We start from the raw sequence: 19,600 nt of genomic DNA, 5'->3' as shown, positions 1-19,600 counted from the left end.
CTGGCAAACCGCGCTACTTGTGCCGCGACTCCAGCAACGCCACCGCATCGCCAAGTCCCAACCCACGTGCACGCAACAACACGATCAGGTGATACAACAAATCGGCCGACTCGCCGAGCAATTCCGCATCGCCCTGCACCACACCGGCCAGCGCGGTTTCCACGCCCTCCTCGCCCACCTTCTGCGCGATGCGGCGGATGCCTTGCTCGAACAGCTCGGTGGTGTAACTGCCATGCGGGCGATCGCGCTCGCGTGTGGCGATCAAGGCATCCAGGCTACCGAGGAATTGACCGGGCGCGCTCGGAAAACAACTGGTGCGGCCCAGGTGGCAGGTTGGCCCGTGCGGACGCGCCTGCACCAGCAATGTATCGGCATCGCAGTCGGCTTCGATGGAGACAACGCGCAACACATTCCCCGAGCTCTCGCCCTTGGTCCACAAGCGCTGCTTGCTGCGACTGAAGAAGGTGACGTCGCCGCGCTGCTGGGTGACGGCCAACGCCTCGGCATTCATGTAACCCAGCATCAACACGCGCAAGTTGTCCGCGTCCTGCACGATCACCGGCAACAAGCCGTCGCCCTTGCCCCAGTCCAGCGCTGCGAGCGCATCGCCGGTTGCTGCCTCGTTACTGTCCATCGCGTACCTCGATCTGTTGCGCACGCAAGAATTGCTTGAGTTCCGGAATCGGAATCGCGCCGCTATGGAACACGCTGGCCGCCAGTGCGCCATCCACATCGGCCTGGTCGAACACGTCGGCAAAGTGCTGCATTTCGCCCGCACCGCCGGAGGCGATCAAGGGCACACGGCACAATCCGCGCACCTGCCGCAGCTGGGCGATGTCGTAGCCGCGGCGTACGCCATCGTTGTCCATGCAATTGAGCACGATTTCGCCGGCGCCCAGCCGCTGCGCTTCGGCCACCCAGTCCAGCGTGCGCATCGGCAGCGCCTGTGTCTTGCCCGGGTCGCCGGTGTAGCGGCGCACGCGCCACTGACCATCGTCCTCGCGAATCGAATCGATGCCGACCACCACGCATTGCACACCGAAGGCATCGGCCAGCTCGGAGATCAATTGTGGGCGGCCCAACGCGGGCGAGTTGATCGAAATTTTGTCGGCTCCGGCGTACAACACCGCACGTGCCGTTTCCACATCGCCGATACCACCGGCCACGCAGAACGGAATATCGATCAGCCGCGCCACGCGCTCGACCCAGGTGTAGTCGACCGAACGGCCTTCCGGGCTGGCACCGATGTCGTAAAACACCAGTTCGTCGGCGCCTTGCGCGCGATAGCGCAATGCCAGTTCGACAATGTCGCCCATGTCGATGTGATCGCGGAACTTGACGCCCTTGACCACGCGGCCTTCGCGCACGTCCAGGCACGGAATGATGCGGCGGCTCAACATGCCAGCGCCTCTTCGAGATGCAGATGTCCTTCGAGCAAGGCCTTGCCGAGCACGATGCCGGCACAGCCTGCCGCCTTGGCAGCAGCGACATCGGCCAGATTGCGCGCACCACCGGAAACCTGCACCTGCACTTGCGGCGTGAGTACACGCAAATGTGCGTACAGGTCCATATTCGGCCCAGACAACATGCCATCGCGTGCGATGTCGGTGCACAGCAAATGCTGCAAGCCGGCCTGTGCGTACCGCACGGCCAATTGATCCAGCGTGGCCTCGGCCGCTTCGGTCCAGCCGTGCACCGGCAACTGCCAGATGCCGTCGGCATCCTGGCGTGTGTCCAGCGCAATGGTCAGGCGATCCGCACCGAATTCCTGCAGCCATGCAATGACGGTGTCGCTCTTACGCACTGCCAGCGAACCGATCACCACGCGCGCCGCACCTGCATCAAGGAGACGCGCCACATCATCGCGCGACCGCACGCCGCCGCCGGTCTGCACCTGCAAACCGGTAACACGCGCGATCTCGCCCAACGTGCTGGCCAAGGTATAGCCACCGGCCTTGGCTGCATCCAGATCCACCAGATGCATCCACTGTGCGCCGGCATCGGCAAACGCCTGCGCACGCGGCAGCACATCGTCGCCATACTGGGTTTCGCGCGCGTAATCGCCCTGCAACAAGCGGACCACGCGGCCGTTGCGGATATCCAGCGCCGGGTAGACGGTAAACCTCATGGGAAGCTCATTTCAAGAAAATTACGCAGGATGCGGGCACCGGTGTCGGCCGAGCGCTCCGGGTGAAACTGCGCGCCGCAGCGCAGGCCTTGCTGCACCACCGCCGTGAACAAGCCGCCGTGGTCGCAGGCGGCCACCGTATCCGGCGTGACCGGCGCGGCGTAGCCATGGACGAAATAGGCACTGGCGCGCTCGGGCAGGCCGGCCAGCAGTGCCGACTCGCGCATCGGCACCAATTGGTTCCAGCCCATATGCGGCACGCGGATGCCCAACGCCGGCGTCATGTGGCGTACCACGCCCGGCAACAGGCCAAGACATTCCACATCGCCTTCTTCGGAGCGCTCGAACAGCAGCTGCATGCCCAGGCAGATGCCGATCAACGGCACCTGCAACTGGCGCAGCGGCTCGATCAACCCCTGGGCGCGCAGCCGTTTCATCGCTTCCGGTGCGGCGCCCACGCCGGGCAGGATCACCCGATCGGCACCCTGCAAACCGGTCGCATCGCGCACCAGCCGCGCCTCGATGCCGAGCCGCTCCAATGCGTAGCGCACCGAGCCCAGGTTGGCGCCACCGGCATCGATCAGCGCAAGGTCGGTCATAGCGCGCCCTTGGTCGACGGCAGCGCCGTGCCTTCGCGACGGATCGCCTGGCGCAAGGCGCGTGCGAGCGCCTTGAAGCAAGCCTCGACCTTGTGGTGATCGTTCTCGCCGCGCACGCTCAGGTGCAGGTTCAAACCCGATGCGTCGCAGATCGAGCGGAAGAAATGCGGCACCAGCTCGGTCGGCATGTCGCCCACGCGTTCGCGCTTGAACTCGCCGTCGAACACGAAGTAAGGCCGGCCGCTGAAATCCAGCGCCGCGCTGGCGATGGTTTCGTCCATCGGCAGGGTGAATCCATGCTGCGCACCCTCGCCCGCCGCAAGCCACGGGCTTTCGACCGGATCGAAGCCGTAGCGACCAATACCGCGCTTGTTGCACAGGGCTTCGCGCAGCGCCTGGCCCAGCGCCAGGCCGGTGTCCTCGATGGTGTGGTGCTCATCGATATGCAGGTCGCCTTCGGCACGGATGTCCAGCGCAAAACCGCCATGCTTGCCGATCTGTTCCAGCATGTGGTCGAAGAATGGCAGGCCGGTGGCGGTCTGCGGCTCGGCCACGCGATCCAGATCCAACTCGACGCGGATCTTGGTTTCCTTGGTGTTGCGCTGAACCACCGCGCGGCGAGGCGCATCGACCAGCGCGTGCGCGATGCCCGGCCAATCCCATTCGCCGCCGAACTCCTCGGTGCGTAGCTGAAACCCACGGATATTGAGGTTCTGCGCGAACTGGAGATCGGTGATGCGGTCGCCGACCATCGCCGAGCGCGCCCAGTCGATGGTGCGGTCCTGCAGATACGGCACCATCAGGCCAACACCCGGCTTGCGCGTGGGTGCGTTGTCTGCCGGCCAGCTGCAATCGATCAGCACTTCGCGGAATTCGATGCCCTGGCTGGCGAAGATCTGCAGCATCAGGTTGTTGGGACCGTCGAAGGACGCGCGTGAGAAGCTCTCGCTGCCCAGCCCATCCTGATTGGTGACGATGACGAACTGATAGCCGGCATCGCGCAGCTTGAGCATCGCCGGAATCACGTTATCGACGAAGCGCAGTTTTTCGTACGCGTCGATCTGGTAATCGGCCGGCTCGGCGATCAGCGTGCCATCGCGGTCGACGAAAAGAATCGGAGTCATGCCGCGGCCTCCTGCGTGCGTTGCAGTGCGCTCAACACGCGCTCGTTCTGGTCATGCGTGCCCAGGGTGATGCGCAATGCATCGGACAGGCGCGGCACCGCGCGTTGATCGCGCACCACCACGCCGGCGTTCAGCAGCGCCCGAAATGCGGCTTCGGCATCGTCGAACCGCACCAGCAGGAAGTTGCCTTGCGAGGGATAGACCTGACGCACACCAGCCAGTTGCACGAGCGCCTTGTAGACACGCTCGCGTTCACTACGCACCTCGGTGATCCGCAGGCGGGTGACCTCCAACGCTGGCGCAGACAAGGCCTGCTCGGCCATCGCCGCGCACGGCGTCGGCACCGGATACGGCGCCTGGCAGCGACGCAGCACGGCGATCAACTCGGCGTTGGCGATCAGGGTGCCGATACGCGCAGCCGCCAGCGCATGCGCCTTGGAGAGCGTACGCAGCACCGCGAGATTGTCGTAGCGCGCCAGCAGGCCGACGGCCGAAGGCACATCCGAAAATTCGCCGTAGGCCTCGTCCACCACCACCAGCGCCTTGCCCTGCAGTGCCTGCAATGCGCGTTCGATCTGGTCCAGCGCGATCGCCGAACCGGCAGGATTTGAAGGCGAGCACAGAAACACCAGCTTGGCATTAGAAGCCAACGCCGTTGCCACAATCGCCGGGATATCCGCGTGGAAGCCGTCGAGCCCATCGCTTAGCGGCACTTCCACCAGCGGTGCGTTTTGCAGCCGCGCGCAGACGGCGTACATGCCGAATACCGGCGGCGTCACCAGCACCGCATCCCGCTCTGGCACACACAAGCCGCGGACCAGCAGATCGATCGCCTCATCGCTGCCGCGGCCGATCAACAGCTGCTCCGGTGCGCAACCGTACAGCGCCGCAAGCGCGCTGCGCAGGCCCTTCGGTTGCGGATCGGGATAGCGCCGCGTACTCGCGCTTGGGTCGGCCGGATTGCTCCAGGCCGACTCGTTGGCGTTGAGCCACACATCGCCCTGCAATGCGCTGGTGCGTGCCGACGAATAGCCGGCAAATGCACGCAGGTCTTCGCGCACCAGCTCCAGCATCGATGCGGTGCTCATGCTGCCACTCCCATGCGCAGTGCCACTGCGTTGGCATGCGCGTCCAATCCTTCGGCGCGCGCCAGAATCAACGCGCATTCGCCGATGCCGGCGATACCCGCCCTGCTCGCGGCCTGCACGCTGACCATGTTCTGGAAGCTGGCCACGCTGACGCCGCTGTACGCACGCGCCGCACCGCTGGTCGGCAGCACATGGTTGGTGCCGCTGCAGTAATCGCCGAGCGCTTCGGGCGTGTAATCGCCAAGAAACACCGAGCCGGCCGCTTCCAGCTGGTTCAACCATGCGCGCGGTTCGCGTAGCGCAAGAATCAGGTGCTCGGGCGCATAACGGTTGCTGATCGCAAATGCCTCATCCAGCGTCTGCACCTTGATCAAGCACGATTGCGCCAGCGCTTGCCGCGCGATGTCGGCACGCGACAGCTGCGCCAGTTGCGCATCCAACTCAACTTGCACGGCGGCAATCAACGTGTCGCTGTCGGACAGCAACAACACCTGCGAATCGGGGCCGTGTTCGGCCTGCGATAGTAGATCGGCAGCGACGAACGCCGGTTGCGCGCCAGCATCGGCGATCACCAATACTTCCGACGGGCCGGCCGGCATGTCGATCGCTGCCGCGCCGGACTGCGCCACCTGCTGCTTGGCTTCGGTGACATAGCTGTTGCCCGGCCCGAACAATTTGTCGCAGCTCGGCACCGACTCGGTGCCGTAGGCCATCGCGGCGATCGCCTGCGCGCCGCCAAGCTTGAACACGCGGCGCACGCCGGTCAGCTGCGCGGCCACCAGCACTGCCGGATCCACGCTGCCATCCTTGCGCGGCGGCGTGCACAACACCACCTCGCGGCAGCCGGCCAGACGCGCCGGCACGCCCAGCATCAACGCGGTCGACGGCAACGGTGCGCTACCGGCCGGCACGTACAGACCCACGCGACCGATCGGCCGCACGATCTTTTCGCACACCACGCCAGGCGCGGTCTCCACCGCATAACCCTCGCTCATGCCGGCGCGGTGAAAGGTCTCGATCCGCGCCACGGCATCCTGCATGGCCTGGCGCAGTTCCGGTGCCACGGCGGCTTCGGCGGCGGCGCATTCGGCCGCGCTCACTGCAAAGTCGTCCAGCGACACGCCGTCGAAACGTGCGGTGATCTCGCGCAATGCGACGTCGCCGCGCGTGCGTACGTCGGAAATCAGTGCGGCGACCGCGTCGCGCGTTTGCGTCGCCACGGTCTGCACCGGGCGCGTCAATGCGTCGGTGCGCGACGCGCCATCGAGTTGGGACCAGTCGAGAATGTTCATGCCAGCGAGCGCTCCACCGTCAACACCATCAAGCCTTGCGCACCTGCGCGTTCGAGTTCTTCCAGCCGTTGCCAGGTCACCGCGCCGTGGCACATGGTCTGCAACCGCAGCGCGCCGTTGCCATCGTCTGGCAGCTGCACCAGCGAGTCGGCATCGGGTAGCAGGCGGCGCAGCGCGTCCACGTTGCCGTGTTCGGCGCGAAACATCAGCAGCTTGCTGTCTCGCAGCTTGAGCACGCCGTCCATGCGCCGCAGCAGCATCGCCAACAAGGCCGCGCGCGCATCGGCCGGCTCGCGCACGGCGCCGGCCAGCACGGCTTCGCTCTCCATCACCAACTCCACCGGCTTGAGCTGGTTGGCCGCCAGCGTGGCGCCGCTGGAGACCAGGTCGCAGATCAGATCGGCGGTGCCCAGGCGCGGCGCGATTTCCACCGAACCGGAGAGCTCCACCACCGCCGCATCGATCCCCTGCCGTTCCAGCCAGTCGGCCAGAATCGCCGGGTAGCTGGTGGCGATGCGCTTGCCCGCCAACTGCGCCACGCCCTGCCAATCCCATTCTTCCGGCACGGCCAGCATCAGCCGGCACTGGCCGAAACCGACCCCGCGCACGGCGTGGTACGCGGCCGGCAAGCCAGCGCGACGACGCGCCGATGCCTGCTCGTCCAGCTCGTTCTGGCCCACGATGCCCAAGTCGCAGACGCCATCGGCGATCAGACCGGGGATATCGTCGTCGCGCACCAGCAGCAGGTCCACCGGCAGCGATTCGCCATAGCAGAACAATTTGTCGCGGCTCTGCCGCCAGCTCAGCCCGCAGGCGGCCAGCAGGCTGCGCGCCGGCTCGGCCAGGCGGCCGTTTTTCTGGATGGCAATACGCAACCGGTCACGTGCCGGCGCTGCCGTGGAAGCACTCATCTTGTTCTCTCAGTGGGAATCGACAGGGCGCGTGGCTTGCTCACGCAGGGCCGCGGCATAGCCGCCGGCGCCGCGTTCCAGCGTGCGCGCGACGCGCCCGATGGTGGTGACGCTGACCTGGGTCAGCTCGTGGATCTCGCGGTACGGCGCGCCCTTGACGAGCAACGGCACCACCCGCCAGCGGTCGGCCATGGCTTCGAGCTCGGCCGGGGTACACAGATCGCGCAGGAATGCCTCGACCGAGCCGGGCTCGTCCAGGCATGCCAGCGCATCGGCCAGCATCTTGAGCGAGGCGGTGACATCGGTGATTTGGCGGGGGGCAGGTCGTTGTTTCATTGCGTTAATGTAATAGCGTGTTAGTACATTAACGCAATTCGTGCGTGGGCGACAAGGTCTGAGACGCCAATGGTTCAGGCCGAAACTCCGGATCGGACGGGCAGGAAACCAAAAACCCACCGATGCCAGGCATCCGTGGGTTCGTCTTCGCAGCGATCACGCGGCCGCGCCTAGCCAAGCTTATTGGCCGCGCCATCCGCTCAATCGGCGGTGCCGGCTCCGGCCACCAACATCGCCTTGGCCTGCTCCAGCTCAACCTGCAGCGTACTCGCCAACTCGTCGCGCGGCACATCGAACTGCTGCTCGCGCACCAGATCCTTCACCGCCACCACACCGCGCGCCAGCTCGTCGTCGCCGGCCAGCACCACAAAGCGGATGCCGGCGCGGGCGGCGTACTGGAACTGCTTGCCGACCTTCTTCGGCTCCATCTGCACTTCGGTGTTGATGCCGCCGATACGCAGGCGGCGCGCGATATCCAGCGCGTCGTCCAGGCGGGTTTCGTCCATCAGCGCGACCATGGCCTGCACGCTGCTTTCGGCGATGCCCTGGATCAGGCCGGCCTCGCGCAGCTGCCAGAACAGCCGGGTCAGGCCGATCGAGATGCCGACGCCGGGCAGCTTGGACTTGGTGTAGTGGCTGGCCAGGCTCTCGTAACGGCCGCCCGAGCAGATCGAGCCGATCTGCGGATGATCGGTGAGCGTGGTTTCGTAGACGGTGCCGGTGTAGTAATCCAGCCCGCGCGCGATCGAGAAATTCAGGCAGTACGCGCTTTCCGGCACACCCAGCGCCTTGACCAGTTCCAGCACCTCGCGCAATTCGGCAATGCCCTCGCCCAGCGTGGCGCTGGCGCCGACCGAGGCTTCCAGCGCCTGCAACTGCGCCAGCGCATCGGCGTGGCCGCTTGAGCGCACCGCCACGAACGCCAGGATCTTGGCCACCTGCTCGGCGGCAATATTGAAGCCCTCGCCCACCAGCGTGTCGCGCACGTAATCGGCGCCGCGCTTGTCGATCTTGTCGACCTCGCGCAGCACCGCCAGCTGCAGTTCGCCCTCGGCCACGCCCAGGCTTTCGAAGAACCCACGCAGCAACTTGCGGTTGTTCAACTGCACCTTGAAATCGCCGATGCCCAGTTCGGCGAACACCGCGTGGATCACCGCCAGCACTTCGGCGTCGTAGCGGATGCTCAGCGCATCCTTGCCGATCACATCGATATCGCACTGGTAGAACTCGCGGAAACGCCCGCGCTGCGCACGCTCGCCGCGGTACACGCGCTGCATCTGGTAACGACGGAACGGGAAGCTCAACTCGTGCTCGTGCTCGGCGACATAGCGCGCCAGCGGCACGGTCAGGTCGAAGCGCAACGCCAGCTCCGGCAGGCCGCCAATCTCGTCACCCTCGTCGGCGGCGGCAGCCGCATTGGCCAACGCACCGGTGGACTGCACGAAATACACCTGGCGCTCGGTCTCGCCGCCGGATTTGGTCAGCAGCACGTCGGACAGCTCGAACACCGGGGTTTCGACCGGCAGGAACCCGAACCGCTCGTAATTGCGGCGGATGACGTCCAGCATGCGCTGGAACGCGATCTGCTCGCGCGGCAGCAATTCCATGATGCCGGGCGGCGTACGGGGCTTGATCACGAGCGAAACTCCTGCAGGACAATGTGGCGAACACGCGATTCTACCGGCTGGGCGGCCGCGCTGACCGCATGGCGTAGCATTCCATGCCATCCAGCACTGCGTAGCCAATGTACCGGCAGCTTTCCGACCCCAGCGCGCCATGCCACGCGCCCGGCGCGGCATACATCAGCCGCACATCCAGTTCCGAGTGCGCGCTTTGCGCTGTGCGCGGCCGGGCGATTGTCAGGGCGCTGCCGGCGCAGGAAATGGACGCGCTGGATCAGATAACCCACGCGGCGGCCCATGTGCCTGGCAGCACGTTGGTGCGCGCGGGCGAGACCCGGCACAAGGTTTATACGGTGACATCCGCTGCGTTGCGCATGGTGCGCACACTGGCCGACGGCCGCAGTCAGACCACCGGCTTCATGCTGCGTGCTGCCAAACGACTACGTCGGGCTCACCGAAACCGCGCTGCACCGCCACGCTATCGAAGCCATCGTCGACAGCCGGGTGGCCCGCACGTCAATTGCGCCGATGCGCCAGCGGCGTGAGGGCTTACCCACACCTGAAACGCAAGCTGCTGCTCTGCCTGTGCGCGCTTACCCGGGCAGTTGGTTGGATGAATAGACGCTTCGGTTGTTTGTTAACCAAGCTTTAAGCTGTGCAAGTCGTCCAGTGACCGATATCCGCAGTGGCTTACCCGCAATCCGACAACAACAGGGTTCGCAAGCTGCTCACCAGCCGCTTGCGGCTGGCGCTTCGCACATCACACGCTCAGCGCCCGGCCACCGCATGCGCCACCGGGCCGCCGCAGCCGCCACGCAATAACTGCGATTGGCGTAGCCAGGCACGATCCGGGTAGTAGGCGAACACAAACGCACCTTCGCGCAAGGTATCGATCAATTGCTTGGCCACCGCTGGCCGCACCGCCGGGCAGCCCAGGCTGCGGCCCAGCCGGCCCTGGCTGCGGATGATGGCTTCGCTGACATAAGGCGCGCCGTGAATGACGATGGCCCGGTCGCGCGCGTGGTCGTTGAAACCGGGCTCCAGGCCCTTGAGCCGCAGCGAATACCCGTTTTGGCCGGTATACGACTCCTGCGCAGTGAATGCGCCCAGGCTGGACTGGAAGCTGCCGTCGTTATTGGAAAACTTCGCCGCCAGGTTCTCGCCGGTATTGCGCCCGTGCGCGACCCATTCCTTGAATAACAGACGTTGCTTGTCCAGATCGAACACCCATAGCCGGCGCTCGGTCGAAGGACGGCTGTAGTCGATGACGCTGAGCACCCGTTCGGCACCCACCTGCTGGCGCTGGCGGGCGCACTGCAACGCCTCAGTGGCCAGGGCCAACACCTGGCGGTCCAGCGACGGCGCCTGACGCGCCAGCGCCTCGATCAGGCCCACACGTGGTGAGGCCTTAGAAGCAGACAAGGCACCGGCCGCACTGGCCGCATCAGCCGCTGCCCACGCGCACAACGCGGCGGCAACGGCGATCATTCGATAAGACATGCAACAACCCACAGCGGACGCGGCGCCACAGTGGGACCGCACCTGCCTAGAGATAGCCCCATGCGAGCCACTTTCCAACCCCGGGTGGCTGAACGCGTTGGGTCAGGCCGCATCGGCAAGCAGACGCTGCCGGAAGGCCGCGTAGTCCGGCGCCAAGGCCTCGGCATGCGCTGGACGCTGCAGCAGCGCCGCCAGCGCCGGCGGAACCTCCACCGTCCGGCCGATCAACGGTTCCACCACGCCTTCGAACTTGGCCGGATGCGCCGTCGCCGCCACCGCCCAGTCGCCGCTGCCGCCCTCTGCACCTTCGGCACGCAGTTGCGCAAGCACGTGCACCGCAGTCGCGGTATGCGGGCAATGCACCTCGCCGTAGCGCGCGAAGCGCTGCTGCACAGTGTGGCGAATCGCCGCATCGTCCACCGACAACGCACGGAATTCCTCACGCAAGGCCGCATCGTCGCCGTTGTAGAGCCAACGCAGCCGCTCGAAATTGCTCGGCGCGCCGACATCCATCGCATTGGCCAACGTGGCAACACTGGGCTGCGGTGCGTAAGCGTCGCCGGCGAAATAGTCCGGCAATACATGATTGGCGTTGGACGCCAGCGCGATGCGGCCCAACGGCACCCCGAGCGCACGCGCAATGATCGCCGCCAGCCCGTTGCCCAGATTGCCGGTGGGCACCACCAGATTGAGCACGTCGCCCGACGCTGCATGGTGCTGCAGGGCGGCATGCGCGTAGTAACTCATCTGCGGCAGCAGCCGTCCCAAGCTGATGCTGTTGGCCGAACTCAGCGGCACCTGCGCCTGCAACGCCGCGTCGTTCAACGCCTGCTTGACCATCGCCTGGCAATCGTCGAACGAGCCGGCCACGCGCAAGGCCTGGATGTTGTCGCCGAAACAACCCAGCTGGTGCGCCTGGCGCGGCGACACACGGCCGTCCGGATACAGCACCACCACGCGCAGGCCGGGCTGGCGATGAAACGCAGCGGCCACAGCGGCGCCGGTATCGCCGGAGGTGGCGACCAGGATGGTGAGCGGGCGGTCTTCGGCACGGCACAAGCGCGTCAGGCAGGCGGCCAGAAAGCGCGCGCCGAAATCCTTGAACGCGGCGGTGGGGCCATGGAACAGCTCCAGCGCGTAATCACTCGGCGTACCCAGCGCCACCAACGGCACCGGGAAATCGAAGGCTTCAGCGCAGATGGCAGGCAGCTCTGCCGCCAATGCATCGCCCTCGAAAAACGGCTGCAACAGCGCGGTGGCGGTGGCGGCCAGGTCGTCGCCCGCCACAAGCGTACGGGCGGGCGGCAGGATCTGCGGCACGTACAGGCCACCATCGGGCGCCAGCCCGGCGGCGATGGCCTGACTCAGGCTGGCGGCGGGCGCCCCGCCACGGGTGGAAATAAACATCAGCGTGACTCCAGAGAAAGCGAAGGCTGGGCGGTGCCCATGACCACGCGTGCGGCGTATGGCGTGGCCGGGTGTCGCGGCGCGAGGGCATGCCGCCGAATGGTTACCCACGGTCGATGGCGCAGGGCTATGCTGCGCCCACCTTTCCGTGGAGTCGGCAGATGATCAAGGTCAGCGTGATGTACCCCTACCGCGACGGCGCCCGTTTCGACCACACCTACTACCGCGACCGGCACATGCCGCTGGTGAGCGCGCGCATGGGGGCGGCCTGTTTGAAGTACACCGTGGACAAAGGCATCAGCGGCGCCGACGCCGGCAGCCTCCCTGCGTTCATCGGCATGTGCCACATCTTTTGCGAGTCGGTCGAGACCTTCAATGCCGGCTTCGGCCCGCACGCGGCGGAGATCCTGGGCGACATCCCCAACTACACCGACCTGAGCCCAGTGATGCAGATCAGCGAAGTCGTCGTCGACTGAATCGCAAGCGGCGCGTTGCAAGCCAGACCTGCTGCTCGCTGCCTGCGGCGCATTGTCGTTACGTGAGCACCGATTCATCCGAGCAACCGTGCTGCAGGACTTGCGATCGGCGAGACCCAGGCCTGGCTATCGACACCCGCGGCAGCAAACCCGGCCTGCACCGCAGGTGCCGCAGCGTCTGCTGCGGCGCGCGATTCGAACCACGCGAACACACTTGGCCCGGCGCCGGAAATGCTGGAGCCCAGTGCACCATGGTCCAGCGCTGCCCGCTTGGCCTCTGCAAAGCCGGCGATCAATGGGGCGCGACGCGGTTCGATCAGCACATCGCGCAAGCCTGCGCGTACCAAGTCCGCATCGCCGGCATGGCAACCGGCCAGCACCAGCGCCAGATTGGTGCTCTGCGCGACGAACTCGCGTAATTGATAGTTCCCGGCCAGGGCTTCGCGCGCACGCCGCGTTTCCAGCACGGCATCCGGATGCACCAGCAGACTATGCCACGCTGCCGGGACTGCGATCGGTACCAGATGTTCCAGCGTGCACAGCACCAGACCGCCCAAAAACAGCGGCCCCAGGTTGTCGCCGTGTCGGCTGCCGCTGGCCACCGCTTCGCCATCGAGCGCGTGTTGATAGAGCTGGTGGTGATCCAGCGGCGACGCCAGCAGCGCATTTGCCGCGACCAACGCCGCCACGCACGACGCAGCAGACCCCCCCATGCCCGAGCTCAACGCAATGCCTTTGTCGATCTCGATCTCAAAGCCGTAAGGCAGCTGCAAGGTGGTGCGCAGCGACATCAACGCAGCGCCGGCGGTATTGCGTTCGGCATCCAGTGGCAGCGTCACGGTCGTGCCGCGAATCGCAGCAATGCGCACCACCGGCGCTTCGATGCGGCGCACGGTGACGGTGTCGCCGACGCCATCGATCGGGTAGCCGAGCAGGTCGAATCCCACGGCGACGTTTGCAACCGATGCCGGCGCGAAGGCGCGTGCTTCGTGCAGACCATGTCTGCCGAGAGAAGCACGATCACGCTCGTGCGCAGGCGTCGCAGGCGGCTGGTCTGTCACTGTCTGCGTCACAGCCGCGCGCCCTCGCCTGCCGCCACGCGCAGCAGATCGGCGAACACCCCTGCTGCGGTCACTTCCGGCCCCGCGCCCGGTCCCTGCACCACCAACGGATTCTCGCAGTAGCGGCGCGTGGTGAATTGCACCACGTTGTCGGTCAGACGCAAATTAGCGAACGCGTGATCGGCCGGCAGTTCCACCAGGCCCACGCTGGGCGCGCGATCCGGCGGCAACTGCGCGACATAGCGCAACACGTTGCCCGCCGCACGCGCTTTGGCCAGACGCTGCGCAAAGGCAGCATCGACCTCGGGCAAGCGCGCCATGAAATCGTCCACGCTGGACTGACGCAGTGCCTCGGGCACCAGGCTTTCCACCTGCACGTCTTCCAGACTGATCGCGCGGCCGGCTTCGCGCGCCAGGATCACCAGCTTGCGCGCCACATCCACGCCGGACAGATCATCACGCGGATCGGGCTCCGTGTAGCCCATGCCGCGGGCCTGCGTCACCAGTTCGGCGAATGGCACGCTGCCGTCGTATTTGTTGAACAACCACGCCAGTGTGCCGGAGAAGATGCCTTCGATCGAGGTGACTGCATCGCCGGTATCGACCAGGTCGCGCAGCGTGGTGATCACCGGCAAGCCGGCGCCCACGGTGGCTTCGTAACGGAAGCGCGCGCCGCTGGCATCGGCTGCTGAGCGGATGGCCTCGTAGCGTGCCAACGGGCCGGAACCGGCCTGTTTGTTCGGCGTCACCACATGGATGCCAGCTGCCAGCCAGCCCGCATAGCGGTCGGCTACTTCGGCGCTGCCACTGCAATCGATGATGACCGCATGCGGCAGATGCGCAGACAGCAGATGCGTGGTGAAGCGCTCCAGATCGGTGCGCGTAGTAGCCGATGCAAACGCTTCGCGCCAGTCGCCGACCAGGCCGCGTTCGTCCAGCAGCATGCGACTACGCGACACCACCGCACGCAGACGCAGATCCAGATTGGCCTTGCCCAGCAATTGCGGTTGCGCAATGCGTAGTTGATCCAGCAACGCCGCGCCGACATTCCCCGGCCCGATCACGCCCACAGAGAACGTCTGCGGCGACAGCCAGAAACCGGCATGCGCCGCGCGCAACGCCTTGGTGGCATGCGCCGCATCGATGGCCACCGAGATGTTGCGTTCGGACGAACCCTGCGCAATGGCCAGGATATTGACCTGCGCACGCCGCAACGATTCGAACAGCCGCGCTGCCACGCCCGGCTGCCCGGCCATGCCATCGCCCACAGCCGCCAGCACGCTGATGCCGGTGGTCAGCTGCACGCGCTGCACCTGACCGACTGTGAGTTCATGCGCAAACACCTGCAACAGCGCATTGCGTGCGCGCTCGGACTCGTGTTGTTTGACCACGCAGCAGATCGAATGCTCCGACGAACCCTGCGAAATCATCACCACCGATACCTGCGCCGTGCGCAGCGCTGCAAACACGCGTTCGGCCGTGCCAGGCACACCGATCAGGCCGGTGCCTTCCAGATTCAGTACGGCCAGATCCGGGCTCAGTGTCAGCCCCTTGATCGGCCCACTCACTGCACTGCTGGCTGTGATGCGCGTACCAGGATGTTCCGGCTGGAAGGTGTTGCGGATGATGATCGGCAAACCGCGTTCGATTGCTGGCGACATGGTCTGCGGATGCACCACCTTCGCGCCGAAATACGCCAGCTCGCAAGCCTCGTCATAGCTCAGCGTTTCCAGCTGCACCGCTTCGGGCACCACGCGCGGGTCGGCTGACAGCACACCATCCACATCGGTCCAGATATGCAGCTCGTCGGCATCGAACAAGGCCGCGAAGATCGCACCCGAATAATCGCTGCCGTTGCGGCCCAGCGTGGTGATGCGGTCGGCGCGGTCGCGCGCCACGAACCCGGTGACCACCACGCGTGTTTGCGGATGCGCTTGTCGCCAGGTGGCAAGACGCTGCGCGCTGACATCCCAGTCCACATCCACACCCAGCTCGCCGCGGTTGACCATCAGCACGTCGCGCGCGTCCAGCACTGCGCAATCTTCGCCGATCGCGCGGAAGTGATCGCCCAGCAACTGCGCCGAATACACCTCGCCCAGCCCCTGCACGCGGTCGAGCACCTCGCGCGGCAATTCGCCGATCACTGCCAATGCGCCGAGGATCTGCGACAGATGCTCGAAACGTTCGTCCAGCCACTCCACCGTCGGCCCGGAATGCTCACCGAGCAAGGCCACCGCCGCAGCGCGATGGCGTGCACGCGTTTCATGCCAACGCTCGCGCCATTCGGGGCGCCCCTTGGCCGCCAGTTCGGCCAGCTCGATCAATGCATCGGTCACGCCTTTCATCGCCGACACCACGGTGACCTGCACCGTCTCGTCGCGTGCAAGCAGCAACTGCGCCACATGGCGATAACGCTCGGCATCGGCCACCGAGGTGCCGCCGAATTTGTGCACGACGGTGCGCGCAGAGGACGCGAGAACAGCAGCGGGTTCGAACGAAACAGCAGGCGATGACATCGAAAGACCTCGTTGGGGGAGGCCCCGTCCGCATCGGATGAGAGAGGGAAGCCCCCGCATCCTGATCCGGGTGCGGGGCCGTTGTTTTCGGAAGTTACGCGAAGACGACGGACCGCACCGGGCGAATGGTGGCGGTAATCATGATGGTGGTAATGCCGGCCACGCCCGCACCGGCCCGCGACAGCGGCTGGAAGAGAAGCGAAACGGTGGCGGAGGCGTTATCCATGCGTGCAAAAGACATCAGCGGGGCGAGGCCTGTCAAGCGTTGCGTGAATGGGCAGCCGCACGCACTCGGGATACCGAACAGAAAACCTTGCTGCTCAGGGATTTAGGCGCTGCACTCGCAAGTAATTGATTGCTATGGAAACTTTTATGGCGACCTCGGCGCCCCCCCGTGCGCAGCTTTCGAAGACCTCCCAGCGCCTTGGCGCGAAGGGAAAGCTTTAACTCGCATCGTTTGCGCCCATCCACGGTTGGCGTCCATCTACGCGTGTGCACCTGTCTGGTCAGCGCGGACATGCGAGGCGGCTCAGAGGCCGTCATTACCTCTGAACACCCTGCCCCTTGCCACTGCCGACATGCCGCTTCCCACAGCGGATTGTCGTCGCACCACTCAGATGATCGTCGTCCTGTATTCCGCGCCGACAGACAAGGCCGATCCTGCAAACCATCTGCGTAACACCCCAGGATCAGCCGAGCACCTGAGGATTGAGTTGCCAGACCGAGGAATTAAGCGCCAACGCAAAGCTCACCCATGCCAGATACGGCACCAGCAACCACGCCGCCAGCGTTTGCCTCTTCACGAATGCCGCGATCGTAGCCGCCAGCACCAGCCACAGCGCCACGATGTCGGCAAACGCCCAGGCTCCCATGTGCCATGCAAAGAACAGCCAGCTCCACAAACCATTGAGCGCCAGCTGCATGACGAACAGCATCAATGCCACGTGCGCATCAGCCCATCCTCCACGGCGCCATATCAACCAGACGGACACCGCCATCATTCCATACAACACCATCCACACCGGCCCGAACAACCACCCCGGCGGCGCCCAGACAGGACGCTGTAGCTCCGCGTAAAAGCTGGCCGCCTGAATCGATGCCGCCGCGCCCAGCCCGGCGATTGAATAGCACAGCGCCAGCCAGCCGAGAAGGCCGAACCACTGCGATTTTTTTGACAGACAGTGCGTCATGAGAGTTGTGGCGAGTTATCAATGCTCGCCAGCCTGCCAAAGCATCTGTGCAAGCCGTGACTTCTACTGCCTCCCCGGCAGAGCCGGGGGAACTCTCAGGCTGGTTTAGAGGTCAGCGGTTGATGTTGATCGCGGAACTCGGCGAGCGTTAGTTAGTCCGCCTAAGCTGTCGTGCGGGACCCGGCGGTTGTAATTGGCCAGCCAGTTTCGGTCTGTTGGCGGACCTCGCTTAGCATGCGGAAGAATGCATGTCCAGCACGCCGCGCCTGCAGCTGCCGTTGAAGCGTTCGATGAAACGTTTTGCATCGGACGCCCCGGCTCTATGAATTCCAGGGCAATCCCCTTGCGCTCGGCCCACTCAGCTAAGGCCAACGTCACGAAGATGTCGCCCTGCGTGGTGGTCAGGCTGGCGTTGCCGCCCACTGACAACTGGGTGCCGGTGATGGTGTCGGTCTGGCCGTTGCCGATGCCTTGCTGGTTGTAGTTGCCGTACGGCAAGCCGGCGGCATTGTTGAAGCCCCAGCCCTTGCCAGTGCTGGCATTGCCGCTGGACTGGATGTTGTGCGCAACGTCGAACAGTATGTCTTTGCTGGCCAGCAACACGCGTTGCCTTCGGCCGAACGCAGGGTCAGATTGATTTATTAATTACACATGAAACCGTTCTTTAGACTTATTAACTAAACCTGGCCCCGTTCTTACCGGACATCACCGGTGCGACCGACATCTTGACGATGCCGCGGACGTGGCGAGTGTGGCGTCCTGCGTATTAGCTCCGTCCTGAGCGCCTGCGTCACCGGCAGTGCCGGTTGCAACACGGGTTCTGTCCGCGCCGCCATTGAAGCGACCTGCAAACTGCAGGGTCAGATTGACCTATTAATTGCACCTGACCCCGGTCTTTGGAAGGCGCTGTTTATGGCGATCTGGGAAGCGTCAAAGAACTGGAAAAGTATCCACCACTTGAAACCGGCGTTGCAGAGCTTCCGGTTGATGTGCAGCGAGGAACGAGTGCCACTGGGGGCGCTGTGATGAAAATCGGTTACACAGTTCGTTTGACAAACCTGGCCAGAGCGGTGTTCCGCTTAATCACCTCCGCCCCTGAGATTTGACGCAATATTTACACCGCTCCCCGCCTATCAAATATTCTATCTTTATCCATATCCGTTTTGAATCCAAAGATGAGACCTAGTTCCAACAACTTAACAGCACTAAGCCCTCGCAAAAAGAACGAACACTCTTCTAGCAAACAAACAATATTTTCATAAGCCAAACCGTATTCACCCGCATCTTCGACCCATTCCGTCATCTGTTTTATTTGATCACATAAAGTCATCTCATCATGCGAAAATTCGGATCTAACCGCTGCCTGCCCAGCCAGCTCATCAATAATGTAAAGTAGATTTTTCTCAACTAATTCAGCATAAAAATTCATGGCTTTGGATTCTTTGGTGTATTGGTGGGATACCCAGTTACAATTTTCCCATTTTTTGTGTCGTAAACAACTTTTATGTCCACTCCATCCCTGGTTGCCGCACCCGGCACATATCCACGCTTATCCGGCACAGACCATTTAACACTCGGATCTGTGGCGACATCAGAAATAGCATGCTCTACTTTAGAGTCACTCCAACTGGAAGGGAACTCAGATTTCCCAGGCTTTCCCACACCAAACCTATGCCCGCCAGAAGTAGGTCCATCCCCACCCAGAATATGAGTAGTTGCTTTCGGATCTAGAAGAGATACATGCTCTTCTGCATCTTTTACTAAACCCGAGAATCCGTCGCTACTTTTAATAACCCCAATCGCGCCGGCCTTAGTTCCCAAGACACCAAGTGACGACAACAGTGTATCGATAAGCATCGAGCTAGTCGCATGGCTCGCCGGATGCACCGCTTGCTGATCGCGATCGGTTTCGGCACCGAAAACTGCTGAACCTACAAATGGCGAAAGCGGCTGAACTAATAAACTCTCCTTTTTTTCATCTATGTAACGATTTATTGGGGTCGCCCCCAGAAGCACACTACCAAGCGTTTTGACCGGATCACCGGCTGCTGCCATTAGCACAAGAGCAGTAGTCTCGGCCATCTTAGGACCAAGAAAGTTCTTGAATTGCTCGACTTTTTCTCCGCCTGCAATCGCTAGATCGAATACAACTCTGGCGCCCTTGAATCGCAAACTCTCGTTATCTGACGCTACTCCGCTTGAGGAAGTCGAGCCCGCTGCATGGGAGCCCACAGCATCCCGGATTCGCAAATTATCAGAGACGGATGTCCCTTCTGTTTCCCCAATCAATACAGTGACGGTACCTGTCGGGATCCTTTTGATTACCTCATTTTGTTGATCCGCACTAAGG

Annotated in this window: 19 protein-coding genes and 3 pseudogenes; 3 read left to right on the top strand and 19 right to left on the bottom strand. The window is 63.9% G+C overall.

The genetic code is table 11. From position 1 onward, the window contains the following. Positions 1–13 precede the first annotated feature (13 nt). The 10 genes from hisIE to hisS form a co-directional block, all read right to left on the bottom strand. Positions 14–634 (bottom strand): bifunctional phosphoribosyl-AMP cyclohydrolase/phosphoribosyl-ATP diphosphatase HisIE, encoded by a 621-nt coding sequence (gene hisIE, locus XBLMG947_RS14015; protein WP_065469282.1) that lies wholly within the window; start codon positions 632–634, stop codon positions 14–16. Continuing rightward, positions 624–1,400 carry an imidazole glycerol phosphate synthase subunit HisF gene (gene hisF, locus XBLMG947_RS14010; protein WP_065469281.1) on the bottom strand — a complete coding sequence of 259 codons (777 nt, stop codon included), beginning with the start codon at positions 1,398–1,400 and terminating at the stop codon, positions 624–626. Before hisF ends, hisIE begins: the two co-directional genes overlap by 11 nt. Further along, complete coding sequence (gene hisA / locus XBLMG947_RS14005; protein ID WP_065469280.1) at positions 1,394–2,128, bottom strand: 1-(5-phosphoribosyl)-5-[(5-phosphoribosylamino)methylideneamino]imidazole-4-carboxamide isomerase; 735 nt, start codon at positions 2,126–2,128, stop codon at positions 1,394–1,396. Before hisA ends, hisF begins: the two co-directional genes overlap by 7 nt. Continuing rightward, the gene (gene hisH, locus XBLMG947_RS14000) at positions 2,125–2,727 is read right to left on the bottom strand and encodes an imidazole glycerol phosphate synthase subunit HisH (RefSeq protein ID WP_065469279.1); all 603 of its coding nucleotides are present in this window, start codon (positions 2,725–2,727) and stop codon (positions 2,125–2,127) included. The genes hisA and hisH overlap by 4 nt, the downstream gene beginning before the upstream one ends. After that, positions 2,724–3,851: a bifunctional histidinol-phosphatase/imidazoleglycerol-phosphate dehydratase HisB gene (gene hisB / locus XBLMG947_RS13995; protein ID WP_065469278.1), complete on the bottom strand. Its 1,128-nt coding sequence runs from the start codon at positions 3,849–3,851 to the stop codon at positions 2,724–2,726. Before hisB ends, hisH begins: the two co-directional genes overlap by 4 nt. After that, positions 3,848–4,939, bottom strand: a complete 1,092-nt coding sequence (gene hisC / locus XBLMG947_RS13990) for a histidinol-phosphate transaminase (RefSeq protein WP_065469277.1) — start codon at positions 4,937–4,939, stop codon at positions 3,848–3,850. The genes hisB and hisC overlap by 4 nt, the downstream gene beginning before the upstream one ends. Beyond that, positions 4,936–6,231: a histidinol dehydrogenase gene (gene hisD / locus XBLMG947_RS13985; protein WP_065469276.1), complete on the bottom strand. Its 1,296-nt coding sequence runs from the start codon at positions 6,229–6,231 to the stop codon at positions 4,936–4,938. The genes hisC and hisD overlap by 4 nt, the downstream gene beginning before the upstream one ends. Then, on the bottom strand, positions 6,228–7,142 hold the full coding sequence (hisG, locus tag XBLMG947_RS13980; protein ID WP_065469275.1) for an ATP phosphoribosyltransferase: 915 nt from the start codon (positions 7,140–7,142) through the stop codon (positions 6,228–6,230). The genes hisD and hisG overlap by 4 nt, the downstream gene beginning before the upstream one ends. A gap of 9 nt (positions 7,143–7,151) precedes the next feature. Then, positions 7,152–7,478 (bottom strand): YerC/YecD family TrpR-related protein, encoded by a 327-nt coding sequence (locus XBLMG947_RS13975; RefSeq protein ID WP_065469274.1) that lies wholly within the window; start codon positions 7,476–7,478, stop codon positions 7,152–7,154. Between the two features lie 200 nt (positions 7,479–7,678). Then, the gene (gene hisS / locus XBLMG947_RS13970; RefSeq protein WP_065469273.1) at positions 7,679–9,115 is read right to left on the bottom strand and encodes a histidine--tRNA ligase; all 1,437 of its coding nucleotides are present in this window, start codon (positions 9,113–9,115) and stop codon (positions 7,679–7,681) included. A gap of 203 nt (positions 9,116–9,318) precedes the next feature. Between hisS and XBLMG947_RS13965 the strand changes: the two are divergent. Then, positions 9,319–9,677: pseudogene (locus XBLMG947_RS13965) on the top strand (cyclic nucleotide-binding domain-containing protein); the annotation flags it as partial. A 191-nt stretch (positions 9,678–9,868) separates the two neighbouring features. Here XBLMG947_RS13965 and XBLMG947_RS13960 read toward each other — a convergent pair. Both XBLMG947_RS13960 and thrC read right to left on the bottom strand, forming a co-directional pair. Further along, on the bottom strand, positions 9,869–10,600 hold the full coding sequence (locus XBLMG947_RS13960) for a murein L,D-transpeptidase catalytic domain family protein (RefSeq protein ID WP_065469272.1): 732 nt from the start codon (positions 10,598–10,600) through the stop codon (positions 9,869–9,871). Positions 10,601–10,702: 102 nt separating this feature from the next. Next, entirely contained in the window at positions 10,703–12,007 is a 1,305-nt protein-coding gene (gene thrC, locus XBLMG947_RS13955) for a threonine synthase (protein ID WP_065469271.1), read from the bottom strand. Between the two features lie 161 nt (positions 12,008–12,168). Here thrC and XBLMG947_RS13950 point away from each other — a divergent pair, with 161 nt between their 5' ends. Beyond that, positions 12,169–12,483 carry an EthD family reductase gene (locus XBLMG947_RS13950; protein ID WP_065469328.1) on the top strand — a complete coding sequence of 105 codons (315 nt, stop codon included), beginning with the start codon at positions 12,169–12,171 and terminating at the stop codon, positions 12,481–12,483. A 74-nt stretch (positions 12,484–12,557) separates the two neighbouring features. Here the strand turns inward: XBLMG947_RS13950 and XBLMG947_RS13945 are convergent, their stop codons facing one another. The 5 genes and pseudogenes from XBLMG947_RS13945 to XBLMG947_RS13930 all read right to left on the bottom strand — a co-directional run. Further along, complete coding sequence (locus XBLMG947_RS13945) at positions 12,558–13,478, bottom strand: homoserine kinase (RefSeq protein WP_065469327.1); 921 nt, start codon at positions 13,476–13,478, stop codon at positions 12,558–12,560. Between the two features lie 74 nt (positions 13,479–13,552). Beyond that, positions 13,553–16,060, bottom strand: coding sequence for a bifunctional aspartate kinase/homoserine dehydrogenase I (gene thrA / locus XBLMG947_RS13940; protein WP_065469270.1), 2,508 nt, complete (start codon positions 16,058–16,060; stop codon positions 13,553–13,555). A 94-nt stretch (positions 16,061–16,154) separates the two neighbouring features. Next, a complete protein-coding gene (locus tag XBLMG947_RS23200; RefSeq protein ID WP_167352032.1) occupies positions 16,155–16,301 on the bottom strand; it encodes a hypothetical protein in 147 nt (48 codons plus the stop codon). Between the two features lie 448 nt (positions 16,302–16,749). Next, positions 16,750–17,250, bottom strand: coding sequence for a TspO/MBR family protein (locus XBLMG947_RS13935; protein WP_065469269.1), 501 nt, complete (start codon positions 17,248–17,250; stop codon positions 16,750–16,752). A 95-nt stretch (positions 17,251–17,345) separates the two neighbouring features. After that, positions 17,346–17,640 (bottom strand): annotated as a pseudogene (locus XBLMG947_RS13930) (integrase core domain-containing protein); the annotation flags it as partial. Positions 17,641–18,150: 510 nt separating this feature from the next. Between XBLMG947_RS13930 and XBLMG947_RS23685 the strand changes: the two are divergent. Then, a pseudogene (locus tag XBLMG947_RS23685) lies at positions 18,151–18,276 on the top strand (IS256 family transposase); the annotation flags it as partial. A gap of 88 nt (positions 18,277–18,364) precedes the next feature. On the opposite strand, the gene XBLMG947_RS13925 reads toward XBLMG947_RS23685, so the two are convergent. Both XBLMG947_RS13925 and XBLMG947_RS21675 read right to left on the bottom strand, forming a co-directional pair. Next, on the bottom strand, positions 18,365–18,679 hold the full coding sequence (locus XBLMG947_RS13925) for a hypothetical protein (RefSeq protein WP_065469268.1): 315 nt from the start codon (positions 18,677–18,679) through the stop codon (positions 18,365–18,367). Further along, the coding region (locus XBLMG947_RS21675) for an EndoU domain-containing protein (protein ID WP_167352030.1) at positions 18,676–19,600 on the bottom strand (925 nt) is incomplete at its 5' end. The genes XBLMG947_RS13925 and XBLMG947_RS21675, both read right to left, overlap by 4 nt.

This window comes from Xanthomonas bromi (assembly GCF_900092025.1).
GTDB lineage: Bacteria > Pseudomonadota > Gammaproteobacteria > Xanthomonadales > Xanthomonadaceae > Xanthomonas > Xanthomonas bromi.
This window is presented reverse-complemented; position numbering and strand designations above follow the sequence as displayed.

Excerpts from the sequence above, each read along its gene's own strand:
- hisC (WP_065469277.1), bottom strand. The coding sequence starts at position 4,939 with ATGAGCACCGCATCGATGCTGGAGCTGGTGCGCGAAGACCTGCGTGCA.
- XBLMG947_RS13975 (WP_065469274.1), bottom strand. The coding sequence starts at position 7,478 with ATGAAACAACGACCTGCCCCCCGCCAAATCACCGATGTCACCGCCTCG.
- XBLMG947_RS13935 (WP_065469269.1), bottom strand. The coding sequence starts at position 17,250 with ATGACGCACTGTCTGTCAAAAAAATCGCAGTGGTTCGGCCTTCTCGGC.
- thrA (WP_065469270.1), bottom strand. The coding sequence starts at position 16,060 with ATGTCATCGCCTGCTGTTTCGTTCGAACCCGCTGCTGTTCTCGCGTCC.
- XBLMG947_RS23200 (WP_167352032.1), bottom strand. The coding sequence starts at position 16,301 with ATGTCTTTTGCACGCATGGATAACGCCTCCGCCACCGTTTCGCTTCTC.
- thrC (WP_065469271.1), bottom strand. The coding sequence starts at position 12,007 with ATGTTTATTTCCACCCGTGGCGGGGCGCCCGCCGCCAGCCTGAGTCAG.
- hisF (WP_065469281.1), bottom strand. The coding sequence starts at position 1,400 with ATGTTGAGCCGCCGCATCATTCCGTGCCTGGACGTGCGCGAAGGCCGC.
- hisIE (WP_065469282.1), bottom strand. The coding sequence starts at position 634 with ATGGACAGTAACGAGGCAGCAACCGGCGATGCGCTCGCAGCGCTGGAC.
- hisG (WP_065469275.1), bottom strand. The coding sequence starts at position 7,142 with ATGAGTGCTTCCACGGCAGCGCCGGCACGTGACCGGTTGCGTATTGCC.
- hisB (WP_065469278.1), bottom strand. The coding sequence starts at position 3,851 with ATGACTCCGATTCTTTTCGTCGACCGCGATGGCACGCTGATCGCCGAG.
- XBLMG947_RS13960 (WP_065469272.1), bottom strand. The coding sequence starts at position 10,600 with ATGTCTTATCGAATGATCGCCGTTGCCGCCGCGTTGTGCGCGTGGGCA.
- hisH (WP_065469279.1), bottom strand. The coding sequence starts at position 2,727 with ATGACCGACCTTGCGCTGATCGATGCCGGTGGCGCCAACCTGGGCTCG.
- hisA (WP_065469280.1), bottom strand. The coding sequence starts at position 2,128 with ATGAGGTTTACCGTCTACCCGGCGCTGGATATCCGCAACGGCCGCGTG.
- XBLMG947_RS13950 (WP_065469328.1), top strand. The coding sequence starts at position 12,169 with ATGATCAAGGTCAGCGTGATGTACCCCTACCGCGACGGCGCCCGTTTC.
- XBLMG947_RS13925 (WP_065469268.1), bottom strand. The coding sequence starts at position 18,679 with ATGAATTTTTATGCTGAATTAGTTGAGAAAAATCTACTTTACATTATT.
- hisD (WP_065469276.1), bottom strand. The coding sequence starts at position 6,231 with ATGAACATTCTCGACTGGTCCCAACTCGATGGCGCGTCGCGCACCGAC.